Genomic DNA, 13,026 nt, shown 5'->3' with positions numbered 1-13,026 from the left:
CATGCGCATCACTCGTATCGAAACCACCAGGCTCACGCAATTGCCCAATCTGCTCTGGGTGGAGATCCACACCGACAGCGGCCTGGTCGGTCTGGGTGAGACCTTTCGCGGCGCCGAAGCGGTGGAGGCGCAGATCCACTCGCTTTGCGCGCCGCTGCTGCTGGGTCGCGATCCCCTACAGATCGAAGCCCACAGCCGGGCGCTGCTGCGTGGCTATCTGGGCTTCAACGGCAGCGGCGTGGAAACCCGAGCGGCTTCGGCGCTGGACATCGCCCTCTGGGACCTGTTCGGCCAGGCTATGGGCGTGCCCATCCATCAGCTGCTGGGTGGCCAGGTCCACGAGCGGATGCGCGCCTATAACACCTGCGCCAGTCCCAACTTCAATACCGGTGGCGAGCAGCGCCGGCTGATCGCCAAGGGCGAGGCCCGCGTGGCCGGGCGCTACGACGATCAGGTGGCGGCGGTGGAAAACCCCGGTGAACTGGCCCAGAGTCTGGTGGACGAAAGGTTTGCCGCCATGAAGATCTGGCCCTTCGATGCCTTTGCCCTGGCCAGTGGCGGCCAGTATCTGTCCAGCACCGACCTGCGCCAGGGGCTGGAGCCCTTTGCGCGCATCCGGGAGGCAGTCGGCGATGGCATCGAGGTGATGTGCGAATTCCATTCCTTGTGGAATCCAACCTGCGCCCTGCAGATCGCCCGAGCACTCAAGGACTACAACATCTTCTGGGCGGAAGATCCGATCAAGATGGATCACGTTCAGGGGTTGGCGGATTTCCGGCGGCTGGCCGGCATTCCGGTCTGCGGCAGCGAGACCCTGGCGATGCGCGGCGCCTTCCGCGATCTGCTGGCAGCCGATGCGCTGGACTATGTGATGGTGGACCTGTCCTGGTGCGGAGGGCTGAGCGAGGCGCGCAAGATCGCCACCTTGGCCGAGGCCTATCAGAAGCCCATCGCCCCGCACGACTGCACCGGGCCGGTGGTGCTGATGGCCTCGCTGCATCTGGGGTTGGCCTCAGCCAATGCCATCTTTCAGGAAGTGGTGCGAGCCTATCTGGCGGGCTTCTATCGTGAGCTGGTCACCGAGCTACCGGTACTGGAGCAGGGCTGGCTGCTACCGCCAACCGCACCGGGCCTGGGCACCGCCCTGCATCCGGCGCTGCGTCAGCGGCCGGACCGGATCGGGCGGGTATCAACGCGGTAAGGGGCTCAGGCCGCCATGGCCGCGCAGGCATCGGCGCAGGCTTCACAGGCCCGGGCGCAGGCCTGGCAGTGATCGGCCTTGTGCTTGCCGCATTCGGCGGCGCAGGCGCGGCAGGTGGCCAGGCACAGGGCGCAGGCTTCGGCGACGCGATCGCTGCCGCGCTGCATGAAGGTGGCGGCCAGGCGACAGGCGTCGGCGCAATCGCGATCCAGGCGGACGCAGTCGCGCATCATGTCCAGATTGGCTTCGCCCAGGCAGGCGCTGGCGCAGGTTTCGCAGGCGGCGGCGCAGTCGAGGCAGGCCTTGATGCAGGCGGCGAGGGTGGCATCGTTCATCCGGTAGCTCCTGGCGGTGGGTGCTTAGGGTGGACCCGTCCACTCGACGCCGAGTTCGGGCGGCGCCATTGATTGACGCTCTCCCGGCTAGTCCGTACCCTGCGCCCTTGCACGTGGTGCCCCGCCTGGAGCGGGGTGAAACAGGGAAGCCGGTCGAGCCGGCGCTGCCCCCGCAACGGTAGTTGAGCAGTAGCTGCGCGATGCCCACTGGCCCTGGCCGGGAAGGGGCGCGGCGGATGCCACCAGGCATCGGCTCACCAGCCCGGAGACCGGCCACGCTTGCGCTCATCTCGGCGATGCGGAGGGCTTCGCGCGGCGTCGCCATCTGCCTTGCGCGGGTGGCGTCTCTGCCCGTTTCTCCGCCGCGCCCGCACCTGGAGAACCGCCCCATGACCGACACCCCCGATTCGACCAGCCCCGAGCGCGACGAACGCCACCGCGCGCGCATGGTGCGCAAGAAGGCGGTGATCGACGCCCGGATCGCCGACGCCCAGGACGAGCGTGGCCTGCTGCTGGTGCATACCGGCATCGGCAAGGGCAAGAGCAGCTCCGCCTTCGGTATGGCGGCGCGCGCCCTCGGCCATGGCATGCAGGTGGGCGTGGTGCAGTTCATCAAGGGCCGTCGCGACACCGGCGAGCAACTCTTCTTCAAGCGCTTCCCCGACGAGGTGCGTTACCACGTCATGGGCGAGGGCTTCACCTGGGACACCCAGGACCGCGCCCGCGACCTGCAGTCGGCTGCCGCCGCCTGGGCGGTGGCGGTGGAGCTCCTGCGCGATCCAGCCATCGGCCTGGTACTGCTGGATGAACTCAACATCGCCTTCAAGCACGGCTATCTGGACGTCGATCAGGTGCTGGCCGATCTGGCTGGACGTCCGGCGCACCAGCACGTGGTGGTGACCGGCCGCGGCGCCCCGCCGGCGCTGATCGAGGCCGCCGACACCGTGACCGACATGAGTCTGGTCAAGCATGCCTTCCAGTCCGGCGTGCGCGCTCAGCAGGGCATCGAATGGTAGGGGATACGCGGCACTGCCCGGCGCTGCTGATCGCCGCTCCGGCCTCCGGGCAGGGCAAGACCAGCGTCACCGCCGCCCTGGCCCGGCTGCATGCCCGCCAGGGGCGACGCGTGCGGGTGTTCAAGTGCGGTCCGGACTTTCTCGATCCGATGATCCTGGCCCGCGCCAGCGGCGCACCGGTCTACCAGCTCGATCTGTGGATGATCGGCGAGGCCGAGAGCCGGCGCCTGCTGTGGGAAGCGGCGGCGGAGGCGGACCTCATCCTAATCGAGGGCGTCATGGGCCTGTTCGATGGCCAGCCCTCGGCCGCCGACCTGGCCGAGCGCTTCGGCGTACCGGTGCTGGGAGTGATCGACGCCGCGGGCCTGGCGCAGACCTTTGGTGCCCTGGCCTATGGCCTGGCCCACTATCGGCCGAGCCTGCCCTTCGCCGGGGTGCTGGCCAATCGCAGTGGCAGTCCGCGGCAGACCCAGTTGATCCGCGGCAGCCTGCCGGCGGGCATGACCTTCTTCGGTAGCCTGCCACGCGATGCCGGCATCGAGTTGCCCAGTCGTCACCTGGGGCTGATCCAGGCTGACGAGGTCACCGACTTGGATCGCCGTCTGGACATGGCGGCCGATGCCCTGGGCGCCAGTTCCGACATCGAATTGCCGCCGCCGGTGGCGTTCGCCGCGCCGGAACCGGCCGTGGTCGAGCCGCTGCTGGCGGGGGTGCGCATTGGCGTGGCCCGCGATGCGGCCCTGGCGTTTCTCTACCAGGCCAATCTGGACTTGCTGCGCGCCCTGGGCGCCGAGCTGCAGTTCTTTTCCGTGCTCGCTGATCCGACGCTGCCGGAGGTGGACAGCCTCTATCTGCCCGGCGGCTATCCCGAGCTGCACCTGCAGACGTTGTCCAACAATCTGGGCATGCGCGCGGCCATCCGCGCCCATCACGCCGCCGGCAAGCCGATCCTCGCCGAGTGCGGCGGCATGCTCTATCTGCTCGACGAACTCACCGACAAGGCCGGCGAATCCGCCAGCCTGCTCGGGCTGCTGCCCGGCAGCGCGCGGATGCAGGCGCGCCTGACGGCGCTGGCGCTGCAATCGGTGGAATTCGAGCAGGGCACCTTGCGCGGCCACACCTATCACCACTCCGCCCTGGAGTCGCCCGAGGCGCCCTGGGCGCGCGGGCTGTGCCCCAATGGCAAGGTGGTCGCCGAGGCGGTCTACCGAGACGGTCGCCTCACCGCCAGCTATATTCACTTCTATATGCCGTCGGCACCCGCCGCGGCCGCCGCGATGCTCAAGCCGTGACCACGACCCCCTATACCCCCGCCGAACAAGCCGCCGTCTACCGAGCCATCGCCGAGCGCCGCGACATGCGCCACTTCTGCGGTGGCGAGGTGCCCCCCGAGCAACTGGCCCGCCTGCTGGGTGCTGCGCACCAGGCCCCCAGTGTCGGGTTGATGCAGCCCTGGCGCTTCCTGCGCATCAGCGATCCAGCCCTGCGCCAGCGCCTGCACGAGCTGGTGGAGGAAGAGCGTTGCGCCACCGCCGAAGCGCTCGGCGAGCGCAGCGACGACTTCATGAAGCTCAAGGTACAGGGCATTCTCGATTGCGCCGAGGTGCTGGTGGCGGCCCTCATGGACGGCCGCGACGCCCATGTCTTCGGTCGCCGCACCTTGCCGGAAATGGACCTCGCCTCGCTGTCCTGCGCCATCCAGAATCTCTGGCTGGCGGCGCGCTGCGAAGGCCTCGGTATGGGCTGGGTGTCGCTGTTCGAACCGGAAGCCGTGCGCAGGCTGCTGGAGATGCCGGAAGGCGCGCAGCCGGCGGCCATCCTCTGCCTGGGACCGGTGGAAGCCTTCTATCCGCGCCCGATGCTGGAAGAGGAGGGCTGGCGCCAGGGGCGGCCGCTGGAGGAGCTGGTCTTCGAGAATCGCTGGGGCCAGAAGCCATGATGCTGGCCTTCGCGGTCGTCAGCGGCATGCTGCTCGACCTGCTGTTCGGCGAACCCCGCCGCGCCCACCCCCTGGTGCTGTTCGGGCGCCTGGCCGACAGCCTGGAAGCCCGTTTCAATCCCGGTGGCCGCGGTTGGCGCAGTCACGGCGTGATGGCCTGGAGCCTGGCCGTGCTGCCCTGGGTGCTGCTCACCGCCTTGCTCTGCCAGATCGGCTGGCTGGCCTGGATCATCCAGCCCATTGCGCTATATCTGGCGGTGGGACTGCGCAGTCTGGGCGAGCATGCCGAACCGGTAGCGCGTGCCCTGCAACGCAACAATCTGCCCGAGGCGCGTCGCCGCGTCGGTTACCTGGTCAGTCGCGAAACGGGCGAGCTGGACGAGACCGCCGTGGCTCGCGCCGCCACCGAATCGGTGCTGGAGAATGGCAGCGACGCCGTCTTCGCCGCCTTGTTCTGGTTCGCCCTGCTGGGTGCGCCAGGCGTGGTGCTCTATCGCCTGGCCAATACCCTGGACGCCATGTGGGGCTATCGCACGCCGCGTCTGGAGCGTTTCGGCTGGGCCGCGGCGCGCCTGGACGACGTCCTCAACTATGTTCCCGCGCGCCTGGTGGCTCTGACCTATGCCGGCCTTGGCCGCTTCTGGAGCGCCATCGAAAGCTGGCGCACCCAGGCGCCGCTGTGGGACAGCCCCAACGCCGGCCCGGTGATGGCGGCCGGTGCCGGCGCCCTGGGCGTGAGCCTCGGCGGCGCGGCCCGCTACCATGGCGAATGGCACGAGCGCCCGGTGCTGGGTCGCGGTCCGGCGCCGACCTTCCTGGCCATCACCCGCGCCCTCAAGCTGGTGCGGCGCGGTGCCTGGCTGTGGACCCTGCTGATCGCCCTGGGAGGGCTGCTGCTTGCTTGAGCACGGCGGTCGCCTGAGGCGCGCGGCGCGCACCTACGACATTCCCCTGACCGACTGGCTGGATCTGTCCACCGGTCTGGCCCCCTGGGCCTGGCCGCTGCCAGAGATTCCCGCCAGCGCCTGGGCCCGGCTGCCGGAGCCCGACGATGGTCTGGTGGAAGCTGCCTGTGCCTGTTACCGGGCCGCCGCGCTGTTGCCAGTGGCCGGCTCCCAGGCGGCCATCCAGGCGCTGCCGACCCTGCGCCCGCCCGCGCGGGTCGCGGTGCTGGCACCCTGCTATGCCGAGCACGCCCTGGCCTGGCAACGCGCCGGGCACGAGGTGCTGGAGTGGAGCGAAGATCAGATCGCGACCCACCTCGACCAGCTGGACGTGGTGGTGGTGGTCAATCCCAATAATCCCACCGGGCAGCGCCTGTCGCCAGCCCGCCTGCTGGACTGGCACGCCCGGCTCGAACGCCGCGGCGCCTGGCTGGTGGTGGACGAGGCCTTCATGGATCCCACTCCGGCGGCGAGTCTGGCGCCTTTCAGCGATCTGCCCGGGCTGATCGTCCTGCGCTCCTTTGGCAAGTTCTTTGGGCTGGCCGGGATGCGCCTGGGCTTCGTGCTGGCGGCGCCAGCACTCTTGGCGCGCCTCGACGAGCACCTCGGGCCCTGGACGGTGAACGGCCCCAGCCGCTATCTCGCCCGGCAATTGCTGGCCGATCAGCAGGGCCAGCAGCGTCAGCGTGAGGCGCTGCTGCAGGCGGGCGAGCGCCTGGCCGCGTTGCTCGGCCGACACGCCCTGGCACCCAGCGGCGGCTGTGCCCTGTTTCAATTGCTGCGGCGTCCCGATGCCGCAGCCCTGCATGAACACCTGGCCCGCCAGGCCATCCTGACCCGCCTGTTCCCCGCGCTTGGCGCCCTGAGAGTCGGCCTGCCCGGCGACGAGTCGGGTTGGCAGCGGCTGGACGCCGGTCTGGCCGGTTACCGGAGCCCCCTATGAGTACGCTGATGGTGCAGGGCACCACTTCCGACGCCGGCAAGAGCACCCTGGTGGCCGCCCTGTGCCGTTGGCTCTATCGCCAGGGCGTGGCCGTGGTGCCCTTCAAGCCGCAGAACATGGCGCTCAACAGCGCCGTGACCGCCGATGGCGGCGAGATCGGCCGCGCCCAGGCGGTCCAGGCCCAGGCCTGTGGCCTGGCGCCCCATACCGACATGAATCCAGTACTGCTCAAGCCCAACACCGACGTCGGTGCCCAGGTGATCATCCATGGCCGTGCCGTCACCAGCATGGACGCCAAGGCCTATCACGCCTACAAGCCGATAGCCCAGGAGGCGGTGCTGGCGTCCCATGCCCGACTGGCCGAGGGCTATCAGGTGGTACTAGTGGAGGGCGCCGGTTCGCCGGCCGAGATCAACCTGCGCCAGGGCGACATCGCCAACATGGGCTTCGCCGAGGCGGTGGACTGCCCGGTGCTGCTGGTGGCCGACATCGACCGTGGCGGCGTCTTCGCCCATCTGGTCGGCACCCTGGACCTGCTCGAGCCCAGCGAGCAGGCGCGCGTCGCCGGCTTCATCATCAATCGCTTTCGCGGCGACCTGGCCCTGCTGCAGCCGGGCTTGGACTGGCTCGAAGCCCGCACCGGCAAGCCGGTGCTCGGCGTGTTGCCCTATCTGCACGACCTGCACCTGGAAGCCGAGGATCGCCTGGCCACCGGCCAGGTCGCCAAGCAGGGTCCGCGGCTGCGGGTGGCGGTACCGGTGATGCCGCGGCTGAGTAATCACACCGACTTCGATCCCTTGCGCCTGCATCCCCAGGTGGAGCTGCTCTTCGTCCGCCAGGGCGAGGAACTGCCCGCAGCGGATCTGATCATCCTGGGCGGCTCCAAGAGCGTGCGTAGCGATCTCGCCTTCCTCCGCGCCCAGGGCTGGGACAAGGCCATCGCCCGTCACCTGAGATACGGCGGGCGGGTGCTGGGCATCTGCGGCGGCTTCCAGATGCTCGGCGAGCGGATCGCCGATCCCCTCGGCCTGGAGGGCACGCCCGGCGACAGCGCCGGTCTGGGCCTCTTGGCCATGACCACCGAACTGGCGGCGGAAAAGCAGCTGCGCAACGTGCACGGCTGGCTGTGCGACGGCGCGGCCGAGGTCGCGGGCTATGAGATTCATGCCGGTGTCAGCCAGGGCGCGGCGCTGGCGCGTCCTGTGCTGCGCTTCGCCGATGGTCGCGTCGATGGCAGCCTCAGCGACGACGGCCAGGTGCTGGGCACCTACCTGCACGGCCTGTTCGAGTCGCCCGCCGCCAGCGTTGCCCTGCTGCGCTGGGCGGGTCTCGCCGAACCCCAGCAACTGGACTACCACGCTCTGCGCGAACGGGATCTGGAGCGCCTGGCCGATCTGGTCGAGCATCATTTGGACACCGGGCGCCTGCGCGCCCTCTGCGAGCTCTAGATGCGCGAATTCATCCTCGGTGGCGCTCGCTCCGGCAAGAGCGCCCTGGCCGAGCGCCTGGCCGCCGAGTCCGGCCTTGCCGTCACCTATATCGCCACCGCTGGGGGCAGCGACGCCGAACTGGCGCGGCGCATCGAACGTCATGCCGCCCGCCGGCCGGCGCACTGGGCGCTGGTGGAAGAACCTCTGGCGCTGGCCGAACGCCTGCAGGCTCTGGCGGCGCCGGATGCCTGCCTGCTGGTGGATTGCCTGACCCTCTGGCTGACCAATCTGCTCTTGCTCGACGATCCTCGACGCCTTGAGCAAGCCTGCACCCAGCTGCTCGACGCCTTGCCACAGTTGCCTGGTCGCCTGATCTTCGTCAGCAACGAGACCGGGCTGGGCGTCGTCCCCCTGGGCGAGCTGACCCGGCGCTATGTCGATGCCGCCGGCGAATTGCACCAGGCCCTGGCCGCGCGCTGCGAGCGCGTGGTGCTGACCGTCGCCGGTCTCCCCCTGACCCTCAAAGGAACCCCGCTATGAGCATGCCCTGGTGGCAAGGACCCTGCCGCCAACCCGATACCGCTGCGGCCGAAGCCGCACGCCAGCGGCAGACGGTATTGACCAAGCCGAGCGGTTCGCTCGGCGATCTGGAGGTGCTGGCCATCCAGCTGGCCGCCCTGCAGGGTACGCCCCGGCCGCTGCTGCAGCGCACCGCCATCGCCGTCTTCGCCGGTGATCACGGGGTGGTGGAGGAGGGCGTCTCGGCCTATCCGCAGTCCGTGACCGCCGAGATGGTGCGCAACTTCGTGCGCGGCGGCGCGGCCATCAGCGTGCTCGCCCGGCAGTTGGACGCGGCCCTGGAAGTCATCAACCTGGGCACCGTCACGCCCCTGGAAGCCTTGCCCGGCGTCATCGACCTGCCGCTCGGACGCGGTACAGCCAACTTCACCCTGACCCCGGCCATGACCCATGACCAGTGCCAGGCCGCGCTGCAGGCCGGTCGCGACGCCGTCCTGCGTGCCTGCGCCGGGGGCGCCGACCTCTTCATCGGTGGCGAGATGGGCATCGGCAACACCACCGCCGCCAGCGCCCTGGCCAGCGTGCTACTCGATACCTCGCCGCTGGCCCTGGCCGGACCCGGGACCGGGCTGGACGCCGATGGCGTGGCGCGCAAGGTGGCGGTCATCCAGCGCGCCCTGTTGCGCCATGGCGATACCCTGCAGGATCCCTATGAACTCTTGCGCCGCCTGGGCGGTTTCGAGCTGGCCGCCCTGACCGGCGCTTACCTGGCCTGCGCCCAGCAGGGCCTGCCGACCCTGGTGGACGGCTTCATCTGCTCGGTGGCCGCGCTCTGTGCCCAGCACCTGCAACCCGACACCCGCGACTGGCTACTGTTCGCCCATTGCGGCGCCGAGCCCGGTCATGCGGCGGTGTTGCTGGCCCTGGGCGGCGAACCCCTGCTGGATCTCGGCCTGCGCCTCGGCGAAGGCAGCGGTGCGGCTCTGGCCGTACCGCTGCTGCAACTGTCCTGCCGCCTGCACAGCGAGATGGCGACCTTCGCCGAAGCCAGTGTCTCCAGCCGCGCCCATGACTGATTGCTCGCTGCTGCGCCATGGCGTCACCGAGGGCCCCGAAGGCTTTCGTGGACGCCTCGATCCGCCCCTGTCGGAACGGGGGTGGAAGCAAATGCGCGCCGCCGTTGCCGCGCAGCCACCGTTCGAACTCATCCTGACGTCGCCGCAGCAACGCTGCGCGCGCTTCGCCGAGTGGCTGGCGGCGGAGCAGGGCGCCGAACTGATGGTGGAGGCGGATCTGCGCGAACTGGATTTCGGCGCCTGGGAAGGCCACAGCGCCGCGGAGCTCATGCAGGACCAGGCCGAGGCCCTGGGGCTATTCTGGGCCGATCCCTATGCCTATACCCCCCCTGGCGGTGAACCCGTGGCCGCCTTCGCCGAACGAGTGCTGGGAGCGGTGGCGCGCTGGCGTCCACGCCTGCACGGGCGGCGCAGCCTGCTCGTCACCCACGGCGGCGTCATCCGCCTGTTGCTGGCTCGCCAGCGCGGTCTGGCGGCCAAGGACCTGCTGCAGGTCGAGGCGCCCTATGCGACCCTGCAGCCACTGGCGCTGGAGGAGAGCTGATGCCACTGCCGCTGCTGATCGCCGTGCAGTTTCTCACGCGACTGCCGATCCGGCTGCCCGGCCTGCCGCCCGCCGAGGCCGTCGGCCGCTCGGTGCTCTGGTATCCCGCAGTGGGCTTGCTGCTGGGCGCGCTCCTGAGCCTGATCGCCTGGTTGAGCGCGGCGGGCGGCGTCTTCCTGCAGGCGGCGCTGGTGCTGGCCGGCTGGGTGATCCTCACCGGCGGCCTGCACCTGGATGGCCTGGCCGACACGGTAGATGCCTGGATCGGCGGCTTTGGCGATCGCGAGCGGACCCTGGCCATCATGAAGGATCCGGCCTGCGGCCCCATGGGCGTGCTGGCGCTGCTGTTGACCCTGCTGCTCAAGTGGAGCGCCCTGGTCGTCCTGCTACCGCATGCGCCGGCTGGCCTGTGGCTGGCGCCGCTGGCCGGTCGCCTGGCGCTGCCCTGGCTGTTGCTGACCACGCCCTATGTGCGCCCCGGTGGCCTCGGCGATCTGCTCAGTCGCCACCTGCCGCGGACTGCGCTCAAGGGAGTGCTGCTGCTGGGGGCCATTGGTATGGTCCTGCTACCCCAGGGCGTGACCGCGCTGCTGGTGACCGCCATGGTCGCGCTGCTGGTGCGTCGTGCCCTGCGCCAGCGTCTCGGCGGCACCACCGGCGATACCGCCGGAGCGCTGCTGGAGCTCGCCGAGAGCGGGGTGCTGGTCGCGCTGGCCCTGTCGCTGGGCTGAAAAATCGACCCAAGCGTGAGATACCCGGGATTTTGCGATCTCCGTCCTTGAACGACCCTGGTTAAACCGTTAAGAAGGCGCCTGGTTGCGCGCCCAGCGAAGCCACCTCGGCACGTGCGGGTCCAGAGGGAGTCGTCGTCAACTGGACAAGGAGCCCCAATGCCCGATGCGCCCCAAAGCGCCGCCTCGCCCCGGGAAGTCGCCCCCGCGTCGCGGCTCAGCCTCAAACCGCGCAGCCTGTTCGCCACCTTCTTTCTGGCGTTCATCCTGGTGGATGCCCTGGGCACCCTGTTGTTTACCCTGCACAGCTATCGCCAGGCCCGCGATGCCAGCAGCCAGAGCATCGACTATCGCTTGATGAGCGCGGCCTTGGCGCTGCCGGAAATTCTCGGCGAGGACTATCTCGCCCAATTGCAGGATCCGGCCCAGGCCGATCCCGAACGCTACCAGCGAACCCTGATCACCCTGGATCGCTATGCCCGCAAGGCCGGGCTGGCGTCGCTCTATGCCTTCGTCAAGGACGGTTCGAGCTTTCGCTTCATCATGGATTCGGCCAACGAGGAAGAAATCCGCGTTGGCTACTTCGGCGACTATCGCCAGCTCTACGATCAGGCCCCGCCGGAACTCGGCGCCGTGTTTGCCGATCATCAACCTCGTTTCGCGGAATACCAGGATAACTTTGGCAGTTTCCGTTCCCTGTTCCTGGCCATTCCCGGGCAGGACGGGCAAGCAGTCGTCATAGGGGCGGACATGTTCATGGAAGGAATAGCAGCGGCAGAGCAGTCGGCTCTGCTGGATTCGCTGCTGATAGGCGCGATCATCTTTGCCTTGGGGGCGTTGGTCAGTCGAATACTGGCAGGCGCCCTCAACCGCTATCTGGCCCGCCTCGGGCAGGCCACCGAACGCATCGCCGATGGCGACTATCAACTGGGCCTCAAGGAAGGGCGGGACCCGGTCGGTCGGCTGGGTCGCGCCATGAACCAGATGGGCGCCGCCCTCGCCGCGCGCGAGCGGCGCATCAGCCAGCTGGCCTTTCGTGACATGCTCACCCGCCTGCCCAACCAGGTGCGGCTGGTCCTGGATATCCGCCAGCGCATCGAGCGCGCCGCAGCCGGGCGTTTCGCCGTCTTGCTGCTGGACGTGGCGAACTTCCGTAACATCAACGAACTGCTTGGCCAGGAGGGCGGCGACAAGATCCTGCGTCATCTGGCCCGCCGGCTAAGGGTCGCGGCGCCGGAAGAGAACGGCGTGGCGCGGATCGGCGCCGACACCTTCGTCCTGCTGCTGCCCTGGTTCGACGTCGCCTCGGCGGAGGCGGCGCTGCTGTCGCTGCGCAACCTAGTGGAGAAACCCTTCGTCAGTGGCAATCAGCGGGTATCCCTGCGCATCACCTTCGGCATCGCCTGCTACCCCGAACACGGCACCAGCGCCGAAGCCCTGCTGGCCAACGCCGAGACCGCCCTGCAGGATGCGCGCCGGCGGCAGCTGCCCTTCGCCTTCCATGATCCGGACCAGGAGCGCCAGCGGCAGCTCGGCATTGCCATGCTCGATGCCCTGGACCTCGCCGTGGATCACGACCAGTTGCGGCTCTATCTGCAACCCAAGATCGCGCTGCCGGATGGCCGGGTCGAGGGCGCCGAAGTCCTGATCCGCTGGCAGCATCCGGAACTGGGCCTGCTCAAGCCGGACGCCTTCGTCGGTATCGCCGAACAGAGCCGCAAGATCTGCGACATCACGCTCTGGGTACTGGAACGTTGCATGCACCTGCAGCGCGAGCGGCAGCTAGGTGCCCTCAAACTTAACGTCAATCTGTCGCTGCTGGACCTTGAGCACCCAGCCTTCATCGCCCGCATCGGCCGGCTGCTGGACGAGACGGGTGCCGTGGCCGCCGGCTTCTGCCTGGAGATCACCGAGTCCCGGGCCATGAGCAATCCGGTACAGGTGCTCGACTGCCTGCGCCAGCTCAAGGCCATGGGCTTCGAATTGTCGCTGGACGACTTCGGCGCCGGGCATTCCTCGCTGGCCTGCCTGAGCAGCTTTCCCATCGACGAGCTGAAGATCGATCGGCAGTTCATCGAGCATTGCCAGCTACCCGGTGATCAGGAGGTGATCAGGCTGCTGGTCCAGCTGGGCCAGTTGCGTGGCCTGCGGGTGGTGGCCGAAGGCGTGGAGACCCACCAGGCGCTGCAGGTCCTTACCGAGCTCGGCTGCGACCAGATCCAGGGTCAACTGGTGGCAGGTGCCCTGTCGCTGGACGACTTCCAGCGCTGGTATGCCGGGCAGGAGCAGGGTTACTGGGCGCTCCGGGCCTAGGCAAGAGGTCAGGCTGGTGATCGCACCCGGTAGCT

The 13,026-nt window shown here is 69.0% G+C and carries 13 protein-coding genes and 1 riboswitch; of the genes, 12 read left to right on the top strand and 1 reads right to left on the bottom strand.

The window, feature by feature from the left end:
* Position 1: 1 nt before the first annotated feature.
* The gene (locus NRG74_RS10085; RefSeq protein ID WP_257706425.1) at positions 2-1,201 is read left to right on the top strand and encodes a mandelate racemase/muconate lactonizing enzyme family protein; all 1,200 of its coding nucleotides are present in this window, start codon (positions 2-4) and stop codon (positions 1,199-1,201) included.
* A gap of 5 nt (positions 1,202-1,206) precedes the next feature.
* On the opposite strand, the gene NRG74_RS10080 is transcribed toward NRG74_RS10085, so the two are convergent.
* Entirely contained in the window at positions 1,207-1,536 is a 330-nt protein-coding gene (locus tag NRG74_RS10080) for a four-helix bundle copper-binding protein (protein ID WP_064306629.1), read from the bottom strand.
* A 95-nt stretch (positions 1,537-1,631) separates the two neighbouring features.
* Positions 1,632-1,828: riboswitch (cobalamin riboswitch) on the top strand.
* Between the two features lie 97 nt (positions 1,829-1,925).
* Here NRG74_RS10080 and cobO point away from each other — a divergent pair.
* The 11 genes from cobO to NRG74_RS10025 all read left to right on the top strand — a co-directional run bounded on the left by cobO (position 1,926) and on the right by NRG74_RS10025 (position 12,991).
* Complete coding sequence (gene cobO / locus NRG74_RS10075; protein WP_064306628.1) at positions 1,926-2,552, top strand: cob(I)yrinic acid a,c-diamide adenosyltransferase; 627 nt, start codon at positions 1,926-1,928, stop codon at positions 2,550-2,552.
* Positions 2,546-3,844 (top strand): cobyrinate a,c-diamide synthase, encoded by a 1,299-nt coding sequence (locus NRG74_RS10070; RefSeq protein WP_257706424.1) that lies wholly within the window; start codon positions 2,546-2,548, stop codon positions 3,842-3,844. The genes cobO and NRG74_RS10070 overlap by 7 nt, the downstream gene beginning before the upstream one ends.
* Positions 3,841-4,491: a 5,6-dimethylbenzimidazole synthase gene (bluB, locus tag NRG74_RS10065; protein ID WP_257706423.1), complete on the top strand. Its 651-nt coding sequence runs from the start codon at positions 3,841-3,843 to the stop codon at positions 4,489-4,491. Before NRG74_RS10070 ends, bluB begins: the two co-directional genes overlap by 4 nt.
* Positions 4,488-5,396 carry an adenosylcobinamide-phosphate synthase CbiB gene (cbiB, locus tag NRG74_RS10060; RefSeq protein WP_257706422.1) on the top strand — a complete coding sequence of 303 codons (909 nt, stop codon included), beginning with the start codon at positions 4,488-4,490 and terminating at the stop codon, positions 5,394-5,396. The genes bluB and cbiB overlap by 4 nt, the downstream gene beginning before the upstream one ends.
* On the top strand, positions 5,389-6,378 hold the full coding sequence (cobD, locus tag NRG74_RS10055; RefSeq protein ID WP_257706421.1) for a threonine-phosphate decarboxylase CobD: 990 nt from the start codon (positions 5,389-5,391) through the stop codon (positions 6,376-6,378). The genes cbiB and cobD overlap by 8 nt, the downstream gene beginning before the upstream one ends.
* The gene (locus NRG74_RS10050; RefSeq protein WP_257706420.1) at positions 6,375-7,826 is read left to right on the top strand and encodes a cobyric acid synthase; all 1,452 of its coding nucleotides are present in this window, start codon (positions 6,375-6,377) and stop codon (positions 7,824-7,826) included. The genes cobD and NRG74_RS10050 overlap by 4 nt, the downstream gene beginning before the upstream one ends.
* Positions 7,827-8,348, top strand: coding sequence for a bifunctional adenosylcobinamide kinase/adenosylcobinamide-phosphate guanylyltransferase (cobU, locus tag NRG74_RS10045; RefSeq protein ID WP_017638861.1), 522 nt, complete (start codon positions 7,827-7,829; stop codon positions 8,346-8,348).
* Positions 8,345-9,403: a nicotinate-nucleotide--dimethylbenzimidazole phosphoribosyltransferase gene (cobT, locus tag NRG74_RS10040; protein WP_017638860.1), complete on the top strand. Its 1,059-nt coding sequence runs from the start codon at positions 8,345-8,347 to the stop codon at positions 9,401-9,403. The genes cobU and cobT overlap by 4 nt, the downstream gene beginning before the upstream one ends.
* A complete protein-coding gene (locus tag NRG74_RS10035; RefSeq protein ID WP_257706419.1) occupies positions 9,396-9,947 on the top strand; it encodes a histidine phosphatase family protein in 552 nt (183 codons plus the stop codon). Before cobT ends, NRG74_RS10035 begins: the two co-directional genes overlap by 8 nt.
* A complete protein-coding gene (locus tag NRG74_RS10030) occupies positions 9,947-10,678 on the top strand; it encodes an adenosylcobinamide-GDP ribazoletransferase (protein WP_017638858.1) in 732 nt (243 codons plus the stop codon). The genes NRG74_RS10035 and NRG74_RS10030 overlap by 1 nt, the downstream gene beginning before the upstream one ends.
* Positions 10,679-10,837: 159 nt before the next feature.
* Entirely contained in the window at positions 10,838-12,991 is a 2,154-nt protein-coding gene (locus NRG74_RS10025; protein WP_257706418.1) for a putative bifunctional diguanylate cyclase/phosphodiesterase, read from the top strand.
* The last annotated feature ends 35 nt before the right edge of the window (positions 12,992-13,026 follow it).

The sequence above is a fragment of the Pseudomonas oryzihabitans genome (genome assembly GCF_024652905.1).
GTDB lineage: Bacteria > Pseudomonadota > Gammaproteobacteria > Pseudomonadales > Pseudomonadaceae > Chryseomonas > Chryseomonas benzopyrenica.
Note: the sequence above shows the minus strand (reverse complement) of the source record. Positions and strands in the feature narration are given on the sequence as shown.

Excerpts from the sequence above, each read along its gene's own strand:
- cobO (WP_064306628.1), top strand. The coding sequence starts at position 1,926 with ATGACCGACACCCCCGATTCGACCAGCCCCGAGCGCGACGAACGCCAC.
- cbiB (WP_257706422.1), top strand. The coding sequence starts at position 4,488 with ATGATGCTGGCCTTCGCGGTCGTCAGCGGCATGCTGCTCGACCTGCTG.
- cobU (WP_017638861.1), top strand. The coding sequence starts at position 7,827 with ATGCGCGAATTCATCCTCGGTGGCGCTCGCTCCGGCAAGAGCGCCCTG.
- NRG74_RS10070 (WP_257706424.1), top strand. The coding sequence starts at position 2,546 with ATGGTAGGGGATACGCGGCACTGCCCGGCGCTGCTGATCGCCGCTCCG.
- NRG74_RS10050 (WP_257706420.1), top strand. The coding sequence starts at position 6,375 with ATGAGTACGCTGATGGTGCAGGGCACCACTTCCGACGCCGGCAAGAGC.
- NRG74_RS10085 (WP_257706425.1), top strand. The coding sequence starts at position 2 with ATGCGCATCACTCGTATCGAAACCACCAGGCTCACGCAATTGCCCAAT.
- NRG74_RS10030 (WP_017638858.1), top strand. The coding sequence starts at position 9,947 with ATGCCACTGCCGCTGCTGATCGCCGTGCAGTTTCTCACGCGACTGCCG.
- NRG74_RS10025 (WP_257706418.1), top strand. The coding sequence starts at position 10,838 with ATGCCCGATGCGCCCCAAAGCGCCGCCTCGCCCCGGGAAGTCGCCCCC.
- cobT (WP_017638860.1), top strand. The coding sequence starts at position 8,345 with ATGAGCATGCCCTGGTGGCAAGGACCCTGCCGCCAACCCGATACCGCT.
- NRG74_RS10035 (WP_257706419.1), top strand. The coding sequence starts at position 9,396 with ATGACTGATTGCTCGCTGCTGCGCCATGGCGTCACCGAGGGCCCCGAA.
- NRG74_RS10080 (WP_064306629.1), bottom strand. The coding sequence starts at position 1,536 with ATGAACGATGCCACCCTCGCCGCCTGCATCAAGGCCTGCCTCGACTGC.